This is a genomic window from Streptomyces sp. NPDC057682 (genome assembly GCF_042799575.1).
Classification (GTDB): Bacteria; Actinomycetota; Actinomycetes; order Streptomycetales; family Streptomycetaceae; genus Streptomyces.
The window spans coordinates 269,135-283,440 of sequence record NZ_JBHVIN010000003.1 but is presented as its reverse complement, the minus strand read 5'-3'; the positions used below and the strand labels follow the sequence as shown (position 1 = coordinate 283,440).

The 14,306-nt window shown below is 72.4% G+C and carries 13 protein-coding genes; 10 read left to right on the top strand and 3 right to left on the bottom strand.

All coding sequences use genetic code 11. The annotated features are described in order from the left end of the window. Positions 1 to 26 precede the first annotated feature (26 nt). Entirely contained in the window at positions 27 to 1,142 is a 1,116-nt protein-coding gene (locus tag ACFVDM_RS06480; RefSeq protein ID WP_383634036.1) for a chemotaxis protein, read from the bottom strand. Positions 1,143 to 1,266: 124 nt separating this feature from the next. On the opposite strand from ACFVDM_RS06480, the gene ACFVDM_RS06475 reads away from it, so the two are divergent. Together ACFVDM_RS06475 and glsA are read left to right on the top strand one after the other, a co-directional pair. Next, positions 1,267 to 1,833, top strand: coding sequence for a hypothetical protein (locus ACFVDM_RS06475; RefSeq protein WP_383634034.1), 567 nt, complete (start codon positions 1,267 to 1,269; stop codon positions 1,831 to 1,833). Positions 1,834 to 1,845: 12 nt separating this feature from the next. Next, a complete protein-coding gene (gene glsA, locus ACFVDM_RS06470; protein ID WP_383634032.1) occupies positions 1,846 to 3,180 on the top strand; it encodes a glutaminase A in 1,335 nt (444 codons plus the stop codon). 24 nt (positions 3,181 to 3,204) lie between these two features. Here the strand turns inward: glsA and ACFVDM_RS06465 are convergent, their stop codons facing one another. After that, positions 3,205 to 4,029, bottom strand: a complete 825-nt coding sequence (locus tag ACFVDM_RS06465; RefSeq protein WP_383634030.1) for an endonuclease I family protein — start codon at positions 4,027 to 4,029, stop codon at positions 3,205 to 3,207. A 240-nt stretch (positions 4,030 to 4,269) separates the two neighbouring features. Here ACFVDM_RS06465 and ACFVDM_RS06460 point away from each other — a divergent pair, with 240 nt between their 5' ends. From ACFVDM_RS06460 to ACFVDM_RS06450, 3 genes are all read left to right on the top strand, one after another. Next, positions 4,270 to 4,452, top strand: a complete 183-nt coding sequence (locus ACFVDM_RS06460; RefSeq protein WP_383634028.1) for a hypothetical protein — start codon at positions 4,270 to 4,272, stop codon at positions 4,450 to 4,452. 112 nt (positions 4,453 to 4,564) lie between these two features. Next, entirely contained in the window at positions 4,565 to 5,722 is a 1,158-nt protein-coding gene (locus tag ACFVDM_RS06455; protein ID WP_383634026.1) for a methyltransferase, read from the top strand. Between the two features lie 109 nt (positions 5,723 to 5,831). After that, complete coding sequence (locus tag ACFVDM_RS06450; protein WP_383634024.1) at positions 5,832 to 7,010, top strand: acyl-CoA dehydrogenase family protein; 1,179 nt, start codon at positions 5,832 to 5,834, stop codon at positions 7,008 to 7,010. 47 nt (positions 7,011 to 7,057) lie between these two features. On the opposite strand, the gene ACFVDM_RS06445 is transcribed toward ACFVDM_RS06450, so the two are convergent. Next, the gene (locus tag ACFVDM_RS06445; protein WP_383634022.1) at positions 7,058 to 7,387 is read right to left on the bottom strand and encodes a hypothetical protein; all 330 of its coding nucleotides are present in this window, start codon (positions 7,385 to 7,387) and stop codon (positions 7,058 to 7,060) included. A 294-nt stretch (positions 7,388 to 7,681) separates the two neighbouring features. Between ACFVDM_RS06445 and ACFVDM_RS06440 the strand changes: the two genes are divergently transcribed. The 5 genes from ACFVDM_RS06440 to ACFVDM_RS06420 all read left to right on the top strand — a co-directional run bounded on the left by ACFVDM_RS06440 (position 7,682) and on the right by ACFVDM_RS06420 (position 14,083). Beyond that, complete coding sequence (locus ACFVDM_RS06440) at positions 7,682 to 8,581, top strand: oxygenase MpaB family protein (protein WP_383634020.1); 900 nt, start codon at positions 7,682 to 7,684, stop codon at positions 8,579 to 8,581. 17 nt (positions 8,582 to 8,598) lie between these two features. Next, on the top strand, positions 8,599 to 10,824 hold the full coding sequence (locus ACFVDM_RS06435) for a tetratricopeptide repeat protein (protein WP_383634019.1): 2,226 nt from the start codon (positions 8,599 to 8,601) through the stop codon (positions 10,822 to 10,824). 58 nt (positions 10,825 to 10,882) lie between these two features. After that, positions 10,883 to 12,427 carry a phytoene desaturase family protein gene (locus tag ACFVDM_RS06430; RefSeq protein ID WP_383634017.1) on the top strand — a complete coding sequence of 515 codons (1,545 nt, stop codon included), beginning with the start codon at positions 10,883 to 10,885 and terminating at the stop codon, positions 12,425 to 12,427. A 196-nt stretch (positions 12,428 to 12,623) separates the two neighbouring features. After that, positions 12,624 to 12,983, top strand: coding sequence for a hypothetical protein (locus tag ACFVDM_RS06425; protein WP_383634015.1), 360 nt, complete (start codon positions 12,624 to 12,626; stop codon positions 12,981 to 12,983). A 308-nt stretch (positions 12,984 to 13,291) separates the two neighbouring features. Then, positions 13,292 to 14,083 (top strand): hypothetical protein, encoded by a 792-nt coding sequence (locus tag ACFVDM_RS06420; protein WP_383634013.1) that lies wholly within the window; start codon positions 13,292 to 13,294, stop codon positions 14,081 to 14,083. Positions 14,084 to 14,306 lie beyond the last annotated feature (223 nt).

Here is a 14,306-nt window from a genome sequence, read left to right as displayed (position 1 = left end):
TCCGGGCCCTCGCCTTCGGCTCGCGGTCAGTAGCGCAGCGCCGCCGCGATGCGCCCGTGCTCCTTGAGCGCGTCGTCGGCGACGAAGACCACATCGGCACCGCTGTCCAGCGCCGCCTCCACGAGTTCGTCGACGATGTCCTCGCGGTAGCGGTGGTCGGCGGGGTCGGCCGCGGCGGCGTCGACCGGCACCAGGTGCTCCTCGTCCACCCGGACGGTCTGCTGGTAGTTCTCCTCCACCGCGACCAGGCCGGCGCGGCCCTCGCGGACGGCCGCCCACACCTCGTCCAGGCCGCCGGCGAAGGCGCGCCGGCCGCGCGCCTCGTCCAGCTTGCCGTCGATCTCCGCGGCGAACCGCTTCCGCCGGGCCTCCAGCGCTGGGCGCAGTTCCGTGAGCAGACCGCTGGGCGTGGTCTCGGCCGGGGCGCCCTTGGTGACGCGGCCCGCCGCGTCCCCGCCCGTCTCGCCCACCTCGTCGAAGAGCGCGAGGGCCGGGGCGAGACCCACCAGGTAGAGGGGGCGCGGATCGCCGGCCAGCACGCCGCGCAGGGCCTCGTCCACGGTGCGCAGGAACTGCCGGGTCTCCTCGTCGCTGAAGGTGCTCGGGGTGTCCCCGATGCGCTCCTCGCGCTGCGGGTTGGGCTCCTCGCGCGGGGCCGTCATCGGGAAGCCGCCCAGGTGCTCCTCGTGTGCGGTGTCGGCGGTTCCGCTGTAGAGGGCGGCGTGGTCGGCGGCGACGGTGAGCGCCCAGAAGGGCCGGGCCTGGGCCTTCGCGGCGACCAGGTTGCGGGTCAGATAGGTGTCGCTGAGCACCACCCGTTCGGGTGCGGTGCGCGGCAACTGCCAGATCTGGTACTCGTCGGCCGTGACGAGCAGGACGAGCGCGTCCAGCGCCCGCCGGGGGTCGATCTCGGCGACGGCCCGGTCCAGCTGGGCGCGGACCGCGGCGCCCGCCTCGCGGCTGACGGCGGGGTCGGCCTCCAGCCGGGCGGCGGCCTCGGAGACCAGGTTGCGCAGCCGTACGGCGTCCTGGGCGTTGTCCGGGGCCTTGCGGTGGGTCGGCATGGTCAGGGACAGCGCCGGATAGGTCTTGGCCGCGCGGAGTTCTCGCAGCAGACCGGCGGTCAGGGCGTCCGTATCCATCAGTTCCCTCCCGGGACTTGCGCGCACTGCCGTGCGGGACGGGTGATTCGACGGGTCAATTCATACCTTTTGATCCTAATATGGGCGAGTTGGTCTTCCGCCCTCATGAGCAGACGGAGCGTCCGTGTACCAGACCAGTCCCGTCCGACGCGCCCCCGGCCGCCGCGCGGCCCGCACCCTGACCGCCGCCGTGCTCGCGGCCGCGCTCGGCGCCACCGCCGCCGCCTGCGGCGACTCCGACACCTCCTCGCAGGGCACGGCCCGCAGCATCCGCACGGTCTCGGCGGCACCCGCCGCATCGCCCTCGGCCAGTGAGAGCCCACGCACCCAGCAGGACTTCGCCGCCTCCGTCTCCGCCGACGTGGAGCGCAACCGCCAGCGGGCGGTGGCCCTGCTCAAGGGGGTCCAGGGCAAGGGCGACGCCGTCGACGACGTATCGGTCAACGGGCTGCCCGTCGCCGCGTCGGAGCAGTTCCGCAGTGCGCTCGTCCGGGTCACCAACTCCAGTGACAAGGCCGCCTTCTACGCCGTGCGGGTGGAGTTCGTGGACGCCTCCGGCACGGTCCTCGACTCCGTGGTCCTCGGCTTCGACGACGTCCGCCCGGCCACCACCGTGAGCCGGCACGCCAACAGCCGCAAGGCCGCCGGAGTGAAGTCGTTCCCCCGGATCGCCCAGGCCGAGCGCGGCTGACGGCCGGCGACGGTGAGTCCCGCCACCGGCGCGGTCACGGAAGCGCTCGGCGAACTGCACGCCCGGTACGCGGACGTCGGCGACGGCGAACTCGCGGACTACATCCCGCAACTGGCCCTCGCCGACCCGGACGACTTCGGCCTGGCCCTGGTCAGCATGGACGGCCACCGCTACAGCGCCGGCGACGCCGACGTGCCGTTCACGGCCCAGTCCGTGTCCAAGCCGTTCGTCTACGCCCTGGCGCTGTCCCTGCTCGGCCTCGACGAGGTCTCCCGGTGGGTCAACGCCGAACCCAGCGGCGAGGCGTTCAACGGGATCAGCCTCGAACGCACCACCGGCCGCCCGGCCAACGCCATGGTCAACGCGGGCGCGATCGTCACCACCGCCCTGATCCCCCACACCCCCGGCACGCCCCGGTTCACCCGTATCCTGGACTGTCTCAGCCGTTTCGCCGGCCGGAGCCTCGACGTCGACGAGCAGGTGTACGCGTCCGAGTCCTTCACCGGCGACCGCAACCGCGCCCTCGCCTACCTCATCCGCAGCACCGGCCCGCTGCCCGTGGACCCGGTCGCGGCCGTGGAGACGTACTTCCGCCAGTGCGCGGTCCGGGTCACCGCGCTGGACCTCGCCGCGATGGCGGCCACCCTCGCGCACGGCGGGGTCAATCCGCTCACCGGCGAGCAGGTGGTGAGCGAGGCCGTCGCCGCCCAGGTCCTCGCCGTCATGGCGACCTGCGGGATGTACGACTCCTCGGGCGCCTGGCTGCTGCGTGTCGGCCTGCCGGCCAAGAGCGGGGTGTCGGGCGGGCTGATCGCCGCCGGACCCGCCCGGTTCGGTGTCGCGGCGTACAGTCCGCCCCTGGACACGACCGGAACCTCCGTACGCGGTCGCCTCGCGATCGGGGAACTCTCCCGGCGGCTCGGTCTGCACCTGATGCGCAACCCCGCGCTCGCCGCCTCCACCGTCACCCTGGTGACCACCGCCGGCGACCTGCCGACTGCCCCGGCCGCCGGGCACGAGCGCGCCGCCCACGAGGACGTCGCCGTCGTGGCCGCCCAGGGAGCCCTCGACTTCACCGCCGCCGAGCGCGTGCTCCATGCCCTGGACGAGGCGGGACCGGAGGGGACCGGCGCCGTGCTCGACCTGGTGCGGGTGACCGGCATCGGCGGGGTGGCGCGCGCCATGCTCCGCGACGGCCTGATGCGGCTGACCGCCGACGGCCTGCGGACCGCGGTGGCCGATCCGGACGGTCTGCTGCGCCGCCCCGGCCACGAGGACGGCGACCCGCGCATCTTCGCCACCCGCGAGGAGGCGGTGGACTGGTGCCTGGGGCGGGGCGCCGGCTGAACGCGGCGCCCCGCCCGGCCGGGCTCACCAGATGGCTTCCACCCACTCCGGGTGGTCGATGAACGGGTTCCGGTTGTGCTGGTAGTCCTCGAATATGACGTCGTTGCGGTGCTTCTCGAAGGAGTCCGGCGGGTCCTCCTGGCTCCAGGCCTTCAGTACGGAGAGCCGGCCGATGTGCGGCGCGGAGCCGTTGTTCACGAGCTCGTTCGGTTCGAGGTCGGCGAAGGCGTCGTCGCCGTCGTAGCGGACGGCCATGTAGAGGATCATCCGGGCGACGTCGCCCTTGACCGCGTCGCGCGGTTCGAAGGAGTCGCTGTCCGTGTAGTTGCCGGGCGCGTCGCTCAGCTGTGTGCCGCCGTTGTCGAAGTCCTTGTTGCCGCGCTTGGAGTTGACGACCACGTCCTCCGGGCGCAGATGGTGCAGATCGGTGCCGGGGCCGGTGGCGGTGCCGAAGTCGCCGTGGGACTTGGCCCAGACGTGCTCGCGGTTCCACTGGCCGACGTTGCCGCCGTTGTCGTTCTTGGACTGGGAGCGCCCGGTGTAGAGCAGGATCACGTTCGACGGGTTGGCCGGGTCCTCGTCGGTGTTCTTGAGCGCGTCCCAGACCTGGCTGTAGCTGACCGTGGACTGGTCGCGGACGATCGTGTGCAGGGCGCTCTTGAGCGCGGTGCCGGTCTTGCCGAGCGCGTCCTGGTAGTAGGTGTCGTCCAGGGCGGAGAGCGGGGTGGCCGCGGCCGGCGCGGACGGCGGTGTCGCGGCCGGTGCGGCGGCCGCGGTCCCGGCGAGCACCGCGAAGGCCGCGAGAGCGGTCAGCAGCGGGCGCCGGGGCGAAAGGTGACGACGGGACATGTGGGGTGTCCTCTCCGGAAAAACGACCACCGCGGCGCCGTCACAGGGTGGGGGACGGTTCCGCGGTGGTCGCGCAGCTGGGTGGTCAGCCGGAGCCTTCCACACGCACCGTGACGCAGGTGTGAACGCTCCGTATCTATCATGTGCAGGTCAAGTGAGGGTGTGGTCCCGGTCCTCCGGCCCTCGGATGCGAGCCCGTCGGGGCGGAGCGAGAATTGGCGCAAGGACGAGGAGGGCGGCATGAGTGACGATCCCGAATCCGTGACCCCGGACGGTCTGCTGCACACCGGTGCCAGCGACCACCCGACGGCGGAGGACGTGGTGCTCGCGTCCGGACGCGACCTGACACCCGGCAATCTGGCCTGGGCGGAACGCCGGCTCGCCGAGGAGGGCCGTGCGGCGATGGACAAGCTGCTGCCGTAGACCGGGTACGGCACCGGACCGCGTCCCGACGGCCGCAGCCGGCCGGGGGCGCGGTCCGCGCGGACCGTACGTGTACGGGCAGGGCTCCGCGCTCGGCTAGCCTGAACGCGCTATGAACCGTTTGACGACGTCAACGGGCGGATACGACCTCGCCCGATTCCCCGAGCACCCGCGCGACCCGTTCCGGGCCTGGGACGCTGCCGACGCCTATCTCCTGCGCCATCTGGAGGGGGAGGGCGAGGGCGGTCCCGTCGACCTGTCCGGCAGCGTGGTGATCGTCGGCGACCGCTGGGGCGCGCTCACCACGGCGCTGGCCGCGCACCGCCCCGTACAGATCGGCGACTCCTATCTGGCCCGGCGGGCCACCACGGCCAATCTGGAGCGCAACGGGACCGATCCCGCGACCGTGCGCCTCCTGTCCGTGCGCGACATCCCGCCGGCCCGCATCGACGTGCTGCTGGTGCGGGTGCCCAAGAGCCTCGCGCTCCTGGAGGACGAGCTGCACCGGCTGGCCCCGGCCGTCCACGCCGGGACCGTCGTCGTCGGCACCGGCATGGTGAAGGAGATCCACACCTCCACCCTCGCCCTGTTCGAGCGGATCCTCGGCCCCACCCGCACCTCGCTCGCCGTCTCCAAGGCCCGGCTGATCCACTGCACCCCGGACCCCGCGACCGACCCCGGGCCCAGCCCCTGGCCGTACCGCTACACGCTGCCCGGGGACGCCGGGGCCGTCGCCGGACGCACCGTCGTCAACCACGCCGGGATCTTCTGCGCCGACCGGCTCGACATCGGCACCCGCTTCTTCCTCAAGCACCTCCCCGACCGCACCGGACCCGACCGGGTCGTCGACCTCGGCTGCGGCAACGGGGTTCTCGGCCTGGCCGCCGCGCTGTCCAACCCCGAGGCCACGGTGACCTTCGTGGACGAGTCCTACGGGGCCGTCGCCTCCGCCGAGGCGACCTTCCGGGCCAACACCGGCTCCGACGCGCGGGCCCGCTACGTCGTCGGCGACGGGCTCACCGACGCCGAGCCCGGCAGCGCCGACCTGGTGCTGAACAACCCGCCCTTCCACTCCCACCAGGCCACCACCGACGCGACGGCCCGCGCGATGTTCCAGGGGGCGCGCACCGCGCTGCGCCCCGGCGGGGAGCTGTGGGTGGTGGGCAACCGCCACCTCGGCTACCACACCCGGCTGCGCCGGATCTTCGGCAACTGCACGACGGTGGCGGGCGACCCGAAGTTCGTCGTCCTCAGGGCCGTCAAGCGCTGACCGGGCCGGGGGCGCCCCCCGGCCCGTGCCCCTTCCGGATTCTTGCAACATGTTCTACTGTGTGCGCCGCCGCAGACGGTCGACGCGAAGCGAGACTCCTGGAGGGGCCGTGCACCTCGAATACACGCCGGAACAGCAGCGGCTGCGCGCCGAACTGCATACGTACTTCGCCGCCCTGGTCCCCGACAACGCCTACGCCCGCTACGCCGATCCGGCGGCGCAGAAGCGCTTCTACCGCGAGACGATCCGCCGGCTCGGCGCCGACGGCTGGCTCGGCGTCGGCTGGCCCACCGAGTTCGGCGGGCGGGGCCTGTCCCCGATGGAACAGTTCATCTTCTTCGACGAGGCGGCCCAGGCGGGCGTCCCCCTGCCCCTGATGGCGCTCAACACCGTGGGTCCGACGCTCATGCGGTTCGGCACCGAGGAGCAGAAGGCCCGCTTCCTGCCGGGAATCCTCTCCGGCGAGATCGACTTCGCGATCGGCTACAGCGAGCCCGACGCCGGCACCGACCTCGCCGCCCTCAAGACGCGCGCGGTGCGCGAGGGGGACACGTACGTCGTCGACGGGCAGAAGATCTGGACGACCAACGGCGACACCGCGGACTGGGTCTGGCTCGCCGCCCGCACCGACCCGGACGCCCCGCCGCACAAGGGCATCACCATGCTCCTCGTCCCGACCTCCGACCCCGGCTACTCCTGCACCCTGATCAACACCCTCGCCTCGCACGACACCACGGCGAGCTACTACGAGAACATCCGCGTCCCCGTCTCCCACCGCGTCGGCGAGGAGAACCAGGGCTGGCGCCTGATCACCAACCAGCTCAACCACGAACGCGTCACCCTGGCCGCGCACGGCACCATGGCCATCCGCGCCCTGCACAACGTCCGCCGCTGGGCCGCCGAAACCCGCCTCGCCGACGGCCGCCGCGTCATCGACCTCGGCTGGGTCCGCGCCCGTCTGGCGCGCACCCACACCCGGCTCGACGCCATGAAACTGCTCAACTGGCAGATGGTCGGCGCCGTCCAGAACCACACCCTCACCCCCCAGGACGCCTCCGCCGTCAAGGTCTACGGCTCCGAGGCCCGCCGCGACGCCTACGCCTGGCTCATGGAGGTCGTCGCCGCGGCCGGCCCCCTCAAGGAGGGCTCCGCCGGCGCCGTCCTGCACGGCGAACTCGAACGCGGCTACCGGTCCGCCGTCATCTTCACCTTCGGCGGCGGCAACAACGAGATCCAGCGGGAGATCATCTCCTGGATCGGCCTGGGGATGCCGAGGGTGCGGCGCTGAGCGGACGCGCCGGCGGAAGGGGAGCCCGCCGGCGCGCCGTGCCCCTTCTAGTCGATGAGGTCGACCCAGACGTTGGCGACGTAGGACGGGCCCCACGGGTTGGCGGCGGTGGAGGTCTGGCCGACCGCGGCCCAGTTACCGAGGACGATGCGCTGGGGGAGTCTGGGGTCGAGGGGGTTGAGCACGGCGTGGATGCGGTGCAGACCGGTGCCGCTGGTGCAGAGGCTGGAGACGGAGCCGCTCGTGGACGAGACGGTGCAGTCGCCGGGGGCCGCGTGGGCGGCGGGGGCCAGGGCGAGCGTCATGCCCGCGGCGGTCGCCGCGACTGCGGCGAGGCCGGTGACGCGGCGCCGGTGGGTGGGGGGCTTCGTGAACATGGGAACTCCTTCGTCCATTGACGATGCGTAAGAGCGGGAGGCGCATGTACGAGGAGTGCGCGGCCCCCGGGGTGCCGGGGGCGGTGCGCACACCGAAGTGCGACAAGACAGGAGAAGTCGAGTGATGTCCTGCTTGATCGCGAGTCGAATCCTGCCCAGGGGCGGCGTTTCCGGCAAGGGCTTCGACGGATTTGGTACAGACCAATTGCCGGGGCGCGCGGATCGCACGGACGAGCGAACCTTTAGGGACGAGGCGGGTGCGCCGGTACGCTGCTCGGCGGGAGGGACGAGTACATGACCGACGCCGACCCCGGCCTCTTCGGCCCCTCATCGGTCACCTGGCAGATGCACGGTGACCCGATGATGTGGGTCGCGGGCGTGCGCGCCCTGTACCTCCAGGCGCTCCACCCCCGCGCCGTGCGCGGCGTCATGCAGAACTCCGACTTCCGCAAGGACGCCTGGGGGCGGCTGATGCGGACGGCCGGGTTCGTCGGGACCGTCACCTACGGGACCACCGAGGCCGCCGAGAAGGCCGGCGCCCGGGTCCGCAGGATCCACCGCCTGCTGAAGGCCACCGATCCGGCGACCGGGGAGACCTACGGGGTCGACGAACCGGACCTGCTGCTGTGGGTGCACTGCGCCGAGGTCGACTCCTACCTCCGGGTCGAACGCCGCTCCGGCTTCCTGCTCACCGACGCCCAGGCCGACCGGTACGTCGACGAGCACCGCCACAGCGCCCGCCTCGTCGGTCTCGACCCGGCCGGCGTCCCGGCGAGCGTCGCGCAACTGGAGGCCTACTTCGCCCGCGTACGGCCGCGGCTGGCCGGATCGCCGGAGGCCGCGGAGGTCGACGCCTTCCTGAGCAGGCCGCCCGTACCGCCGCTGCTCGTCCCCGCGCGCGCCGTGCTCTGGCGGTGGGTCGCCGGCCTCGCCTACCAGTCGCTGCCGCCGTTCGCGCACGAGCTGTACGGCCGCCCGGCGCCACGCCCCGCGGTGGTCGACCGCAGGCTGCGCGCCACCGGGGCCGTGCTCCGGGCGATCCCCGCCCGGCTGCGCTGGAGACTGCCGCCCGGACATATCGTGAACGCCATGGCGCGGCTCGGACCCGGCAGCCGCCCCACCCCGTACACACGGAAAAGGCAGGCGGCCATACTGGACGGGCCGGGGAGGGCGCAGGGACAGCAGGCGGAGTGACGGGGGCGACAGCGGGGATGGCGGAAACCAGGCTGATCCAGAGCCGGTACCGACTGCTCGATCTGATCGGGCGCGGAGGCATGGGCGAGGTGTGGCGTGCCCGCGACGAGTCGCTGGGCCGCCAGGTCGCCGTCAAATGTCTGAAGCCCATGGGCCCGCAGCACGACCAGGACTTCACCCGGATCCTGCGCGAACGCTTCCGCCGCGAGGCCCGCGTCGCCGCCGCCCTCCAGCACCGGGGCGTCACCGTCGTCCACGACTTCGGCGAGTACGAGGGCGTGCTCTACCTGGTGATGGAACTCCTCGAAGGCCGCAACCTCAGCCAGCTGCTGGAGGACAACGAACAGCACCCGCTGCCCGTGGACGATGTCGTCGACATCGCGGAGCAGGTCGCCGACGCCCTCGGCTACACCCACCAGCAGGGCATCGTCCACCGCGACCTCAAGCCCGCCAACATCATGCGGCTCACCGACGGCACCGTGAAGATCTGCGACTTCGGCATCGCCCGGCTCGGCCACGACATCTCCGTCACCTCCCGCCTCACCGGCGCGGGCATCGCCATGGGCACCCCGCACTACATGTCGCCGGAGCAGATCAGCGGCGGCCAGGTCGACCACCGAAGCGATCTGTACTCCCTGGGCTGCGTGCTCTACGAGATCGCCACCGGGGCACCCCCCTTCGACCTCGACGACGCCTGGGGCGTGCTCGTCGGCCACCGCGACACCGCGCCCGAGCCGCTGCGCTCCCACCGCTCCGAACTGCCCGGCTTCTTCGACCGGGTGGTCCTGGAACTGCTCGCCAAGACCCCCGAGCAGCGCCCCGCCGACGCCCGCGACCTGCGCCGCCGCATCGCGGTCGGCCGCACCGGCGGCCACCCCCGCCCGGACACCACCGGACGGGTGCTGCTCGCCCCGCCGGTCCCCGTCGCCGACCCCCGGCTGCCCGCCTGGACCCAGGGCATGACCACCGGTCACAAGGCGACCGGCACCGCGGCCGTCCCGCCGGAACGGATCGACCACTCCAACGGACTGACCGGTGCCTGGACCCTCGGCGCGGGAGCCGCACGCCCGGCCGGCGCCGAACGGCCCACTCCGGGGCCCGATCTGCTGTCCACCCTCGCCAACCGCCACAGCGCCGGCCTCAACCTCGGCCGGCTCGGGCACTGGGAGGAGGCCGGCGAGGTCCACCGCGCGGTCGCCGCCGAACGTGCGAGCGCCCTGGGCTCCGACCATCCCGACACCCTCTCCAGCCGCTACGAGGTCGGGTTCACCCTCAGCCGCACCGGCCGCGCCGCCGAGGCGCTGCGCGAGTTCGGCCAGGTCGCCCAGGGCCGCGAACGCCGCTTCGGCCCCGACCATCCCGAGACCCTGGCGGCCCGTCAGGAGATGGCCTACGTCCTGGGCCAGCTCGGCCGGCACTTCGAGGCCCATCAGCTGTACGCCGCCGTGCTGGCCTCCCGGGAGCGCTCCATGGGCCCGGACCACCCCGACACCCTGCGCTGCCGCCACAATCTGGCGTTCAACCTCAGCAGGCTCGGCCGGCTGGAGGAGTCGTACCGGATGGCCGCCGAGGTCGCCGCCGCGCGCGCCCGGCTGCTCGGCGCCACCCACCCCGACACCCTCGTCACCCGCTACGAGGTCGGCTACACCCTGGGCCGGCTGGAGCGCTGGACGGAGGCGCTGCAGATCTACCGCGAGGTGGTCAGGGACCGTACCCAGGCCCTGGGCGCCGACCACCCCGACACCCTCGCCGCCCGCTACGAGGTCGGCATCAGCCTCGGCCGGCTCGGCCGCAGCGCCGAGGCGCTGGAGCTCTACCGGGGACTCGTCGAGGACCGCACCCGGCTCGGCGGGCCCGACGATCCGGAGACGCTGCGCGCCCGCCACGGACTGGGCGTCAACCTCGGCCGGCTGGCCCGCTGGGAGGAGGCCCTGGCGGAGGCGCGCGAGGTCTGCGCGGTCCGCGAACGCGTCCTGGGCGCCGACCACCCCGACACCCTGGTCAGCCGCCGCGAGGTCGCCGTCGGCCTCGGCTGGCTGGGCCGCTGGGCGGACGCCCTCCTCGCCTACCGCCAGGTCGCCGAGGCCCGCACCCGGATCCTGGGCGCCGACCACCCCGACACCCTCGCCGGCCGCAACGACGAGGCCCACTGCCTGGAACGGCTGGGCCGGGGCCCCGAGGCCGTCGAGCTCTACCGTCAGGTCGCGGCCCTCCGACAGCGCCACGGCATCCCCTCCGGCTGACCGCGACACCCCGCCGGCGCCCCCTGGTCCGGGCCGCCCGTCCGTGTTACCAAGGGGCATGACCGTACGCGACAGCTATGACGCGGTGATCGTCGGCGGCGGCCACAACGGCCTGGTCGCCGCGGCCTATCTGGCCCGCGCCGGACAGTCCGTCCTCGTCCTCGAACGGCTCGCCACGACCGGCGGCGCGGCCGTCTCCACCCGGCCCTTCGCCGGGCTCGACGCCCGGCTCTCGCGCTACTCCTACCTGGTCTCGCTGCTGCCCGCGACGATCGTCCGCGACCTCGGCCTGGACTTCGCCGTCCGCCGGCGCACCGTCTCCTCGTACACCCCCGCCGTCCGCGGCGGACGGGCCACCGGGCTGCTCGTCGGCGCCGGACGCACCCGGGACTCCTTCGCCGCCCTCACCGGCTCCGACCGGGAGTACGAGGCATGGCGGCGGTTCTACGCGCGCACCGCCCACGTGGCCGCACGGGTCTTCCCGACGCTCACCGAACCGCTGCCCGCCCGCGAGGCGCTGCGCGAGCGGATCGGTGACGAGGAGGCCTGGCGCATGCTGTTCGAGGAACCCGTCGGCGTCGCCGTCGAGGAGCACTTCTCCGACGACCTGGTGCGCGGGGTCGTCCTCACCGACGCGCTGATCGGCACCTTCGCCGACGCCCACGACCCCTCGCTCGTCCAGAACCGCTGCTTCCTCTACCACGTGATCGGCGGCGGGACCGGTGACTGGGACGTGCCCGTCGGCGGCATGGGCGCGCTCACGGACGCGCTCGCCGACACCGCGCTGGCGGCCGGGGCGCACCTGCGCACCGGACACGAGGCCGTCCGTCTGGCCACCGACGGGACGCATGCCGAGGTGACCGTGCGCACCGACGACACGGAGTTCACCGTCGGCGCGCGCCGGGTCCTGGTCAACGCCTCGCCGCAGGCCCTCGCCGCCCTCCTCGGCGAGCAGCCGCCGGCCCGGCCCGAGGGCGCCCAGCTGAAGGTGAACATGCTGCTCACCCGGCTGCCCCGGCTGAAGGACCGCGACGTCGACCCGCACGAGGCGTTCGCCGGGACCTTCCACATCGCGGAGGGCTACGGACAACTGGCCACCGCCCACCGCGAGGCGACGGAGGGCCGGCTGCCCGCCTCCCCGCCCTCCGAGATCTACTGCCACTCGCTGACGGACCCCTCGATCCTCGGCCCGGACCTCGCCGCACGCGGCCACCACACACTGACCCTCTTCGGCCTGCACACCCCGGCCCGGCTCTTCGCCGCCGACAACGAGGGGACCCGTGCCACCCTGCTCGCCGCCACCCTCGCCGAACTCGACGCCCATCTCGACGAGCCGATCGCCGACTGCCTGGCGCTCGACGCGGACGGAGCCCCCTGCATCGAGGCGAAGACCCCACTGGACCTGGAACGCGAACTGCGGCTGCCCGGCGGCCACATCTTCCACCGGGACCTGGCCTTCCCGTACGCCGCGCCCGGCACCGGCCGCTGGGGCGTGGAGACCGCGCACCCCAACGTCCTGCTCTGCGGCGCGGGCGCGGTGCGCGGCGGCGGGGTCAGCGGGATCCCCGGCCACAACGCCGCGATGGCGGTCCTGGGCCGGTGACCCGGCCGGTCGGCCCGGGGCCTGTCCAGACGTCACGGCTGCCCGGCGCTCCCCCCGGAACGCGGCCTGAGGCGTGCCTCGTAACTGCTGGTCACGGAGCTGCCAGGGTACGCAAACCGCGTAGCCACCGGGTGCACGGTGCCGGTATCGTCCGGTCTCTCGACACGCCGCACCGGCGGCCTGGGTTCAGAGAGCGATGCACATGACCAGCCGGCAGACAACGACGACCCTGTGGCGCCCCACCGGGCCCGAGGAACTGGATCTCGTTCGCGCGCTGGACTGGCGTGCGTGGCCGCCCCGGCTGCCCGAGCAGCCGATCTTCTACCCGGTCCTGAACGAGGACTACGCGGTCAGGATCGCCCGGGACTGGAACGTGAAGCACGACGGTGCCGGCTTCGTCACTCGTTTCGAGGTCGAGTCGGAGTTCTTGAACCGGTATCCCGTCCAGCAGGCCGGCGGGCAGACGATCCTTGAGCTCTGGGTTCCGGCCGAGGAGCTGGACGACTTCAATGCACACATCGTCGGCGAGATCCAGGTCGTGCACGAGTTCCGCTGAGGCGGGGAGGCGGCTGGGGCGGCAAAATGGCCGGTTCTTCGCAGTCGCGTCCAGTTTGCTGCCTTTCTTCGTATCCGGGGAATCGGATCGGTGCGCCGTCTCCGCAGCGTTTCCTGCGCCGGTCGATGTCGCGGGCGGTAGCGGTGGCTGCGACGGGCGCGGCTGAGGCCATTGCCGCCGTGACCACAGCGAACGCAACGAACGCACCGTGCGTGGCCGGGAGCCGCCTGTGGCGAGGGGCCGGTTTTCCTCTTGCGTGGGAATGCAATGGATTCGGATAATTCAGCTCCGCGTGACGGGGGAGCCTCATGGATATAGGGGAGATCGCACAGCGATCCATCGAAATCGTTGTCGCGCAGGGAAGTGCGGCTATCGGCGACTTGGTGTTCAACGCGCTGTCGGCGCGACCGGAGGGTGAGCCGGCGGCGGTGGCGTTGCGTGACAGGCCCGACGACTCCGCCGCCCAGGAAGCCGCTTCCGGTGTTCTGGAACGGATCCTGGAGGAGAACCAGGTCCTCGCCCGCATGTTCCAGACGGAACTGGAGAAGCTGGAGCCGTCGCATGTCACCGCAGTCGGCTTCGGATCGGGTCATACGGTTGTCACTCAGCAAACGGGCAAGGGCAACCGCAGCCACGTGGGTGATGTGAACAACCGGACCACCAAGCACGGCGGGGCTTTCTGGGGCATCGTGGCCGCGGTGGTGGTGGTCATCGGTGCCGGATCGACCCTGCTGGTCGTCCAGAACGAATCCGAGCCGACTCTTCAGGAGCAGGCGGAGAAGACCGCGTTGGACTTCACCAGAGCCTCTTTCGGTGGCGATTTCGTCACCATGTGCGGGCTCAGGGCCAAGGAATTGGACATGGAGGGGTGCGAGAGCGCGGAAGGAATGGAGAGCTCTCAGGCGGAAGCCGACGAGGCCAAGGCCGATATCGAGCGCTCAGGAATCGCGAAGAACTGGACCGTTTCGGACTCCAGATTTCCCAGCGACAACCGTGCGATCATCAGTCTGAAGCACGACAGCCCGCGGCGATCCGTGGTGGTGGACATGACGCACGACACCGGGGCCTGGCGAGTTGTCAAAGTCCAGCGCGGCGAGTGACACCCCCTCTCACCGGCCACACCCAATTCCGTCGCGCTGTGCGGGAATTGGATCCAGCCGTGCAGGAGTCACGTTCAGCAGGGTCTTGACCGATCCGCACCACCCGGGCCGATGCCCGCGCGTACGCACGGGAGCCGGCCCGGAACCAGGCGTCGCACAAGGACGACCGACTTGCCCAGCGGCATCGGCGCGGCCGGTCCGCACCGAGCCGCACCGATTCCGT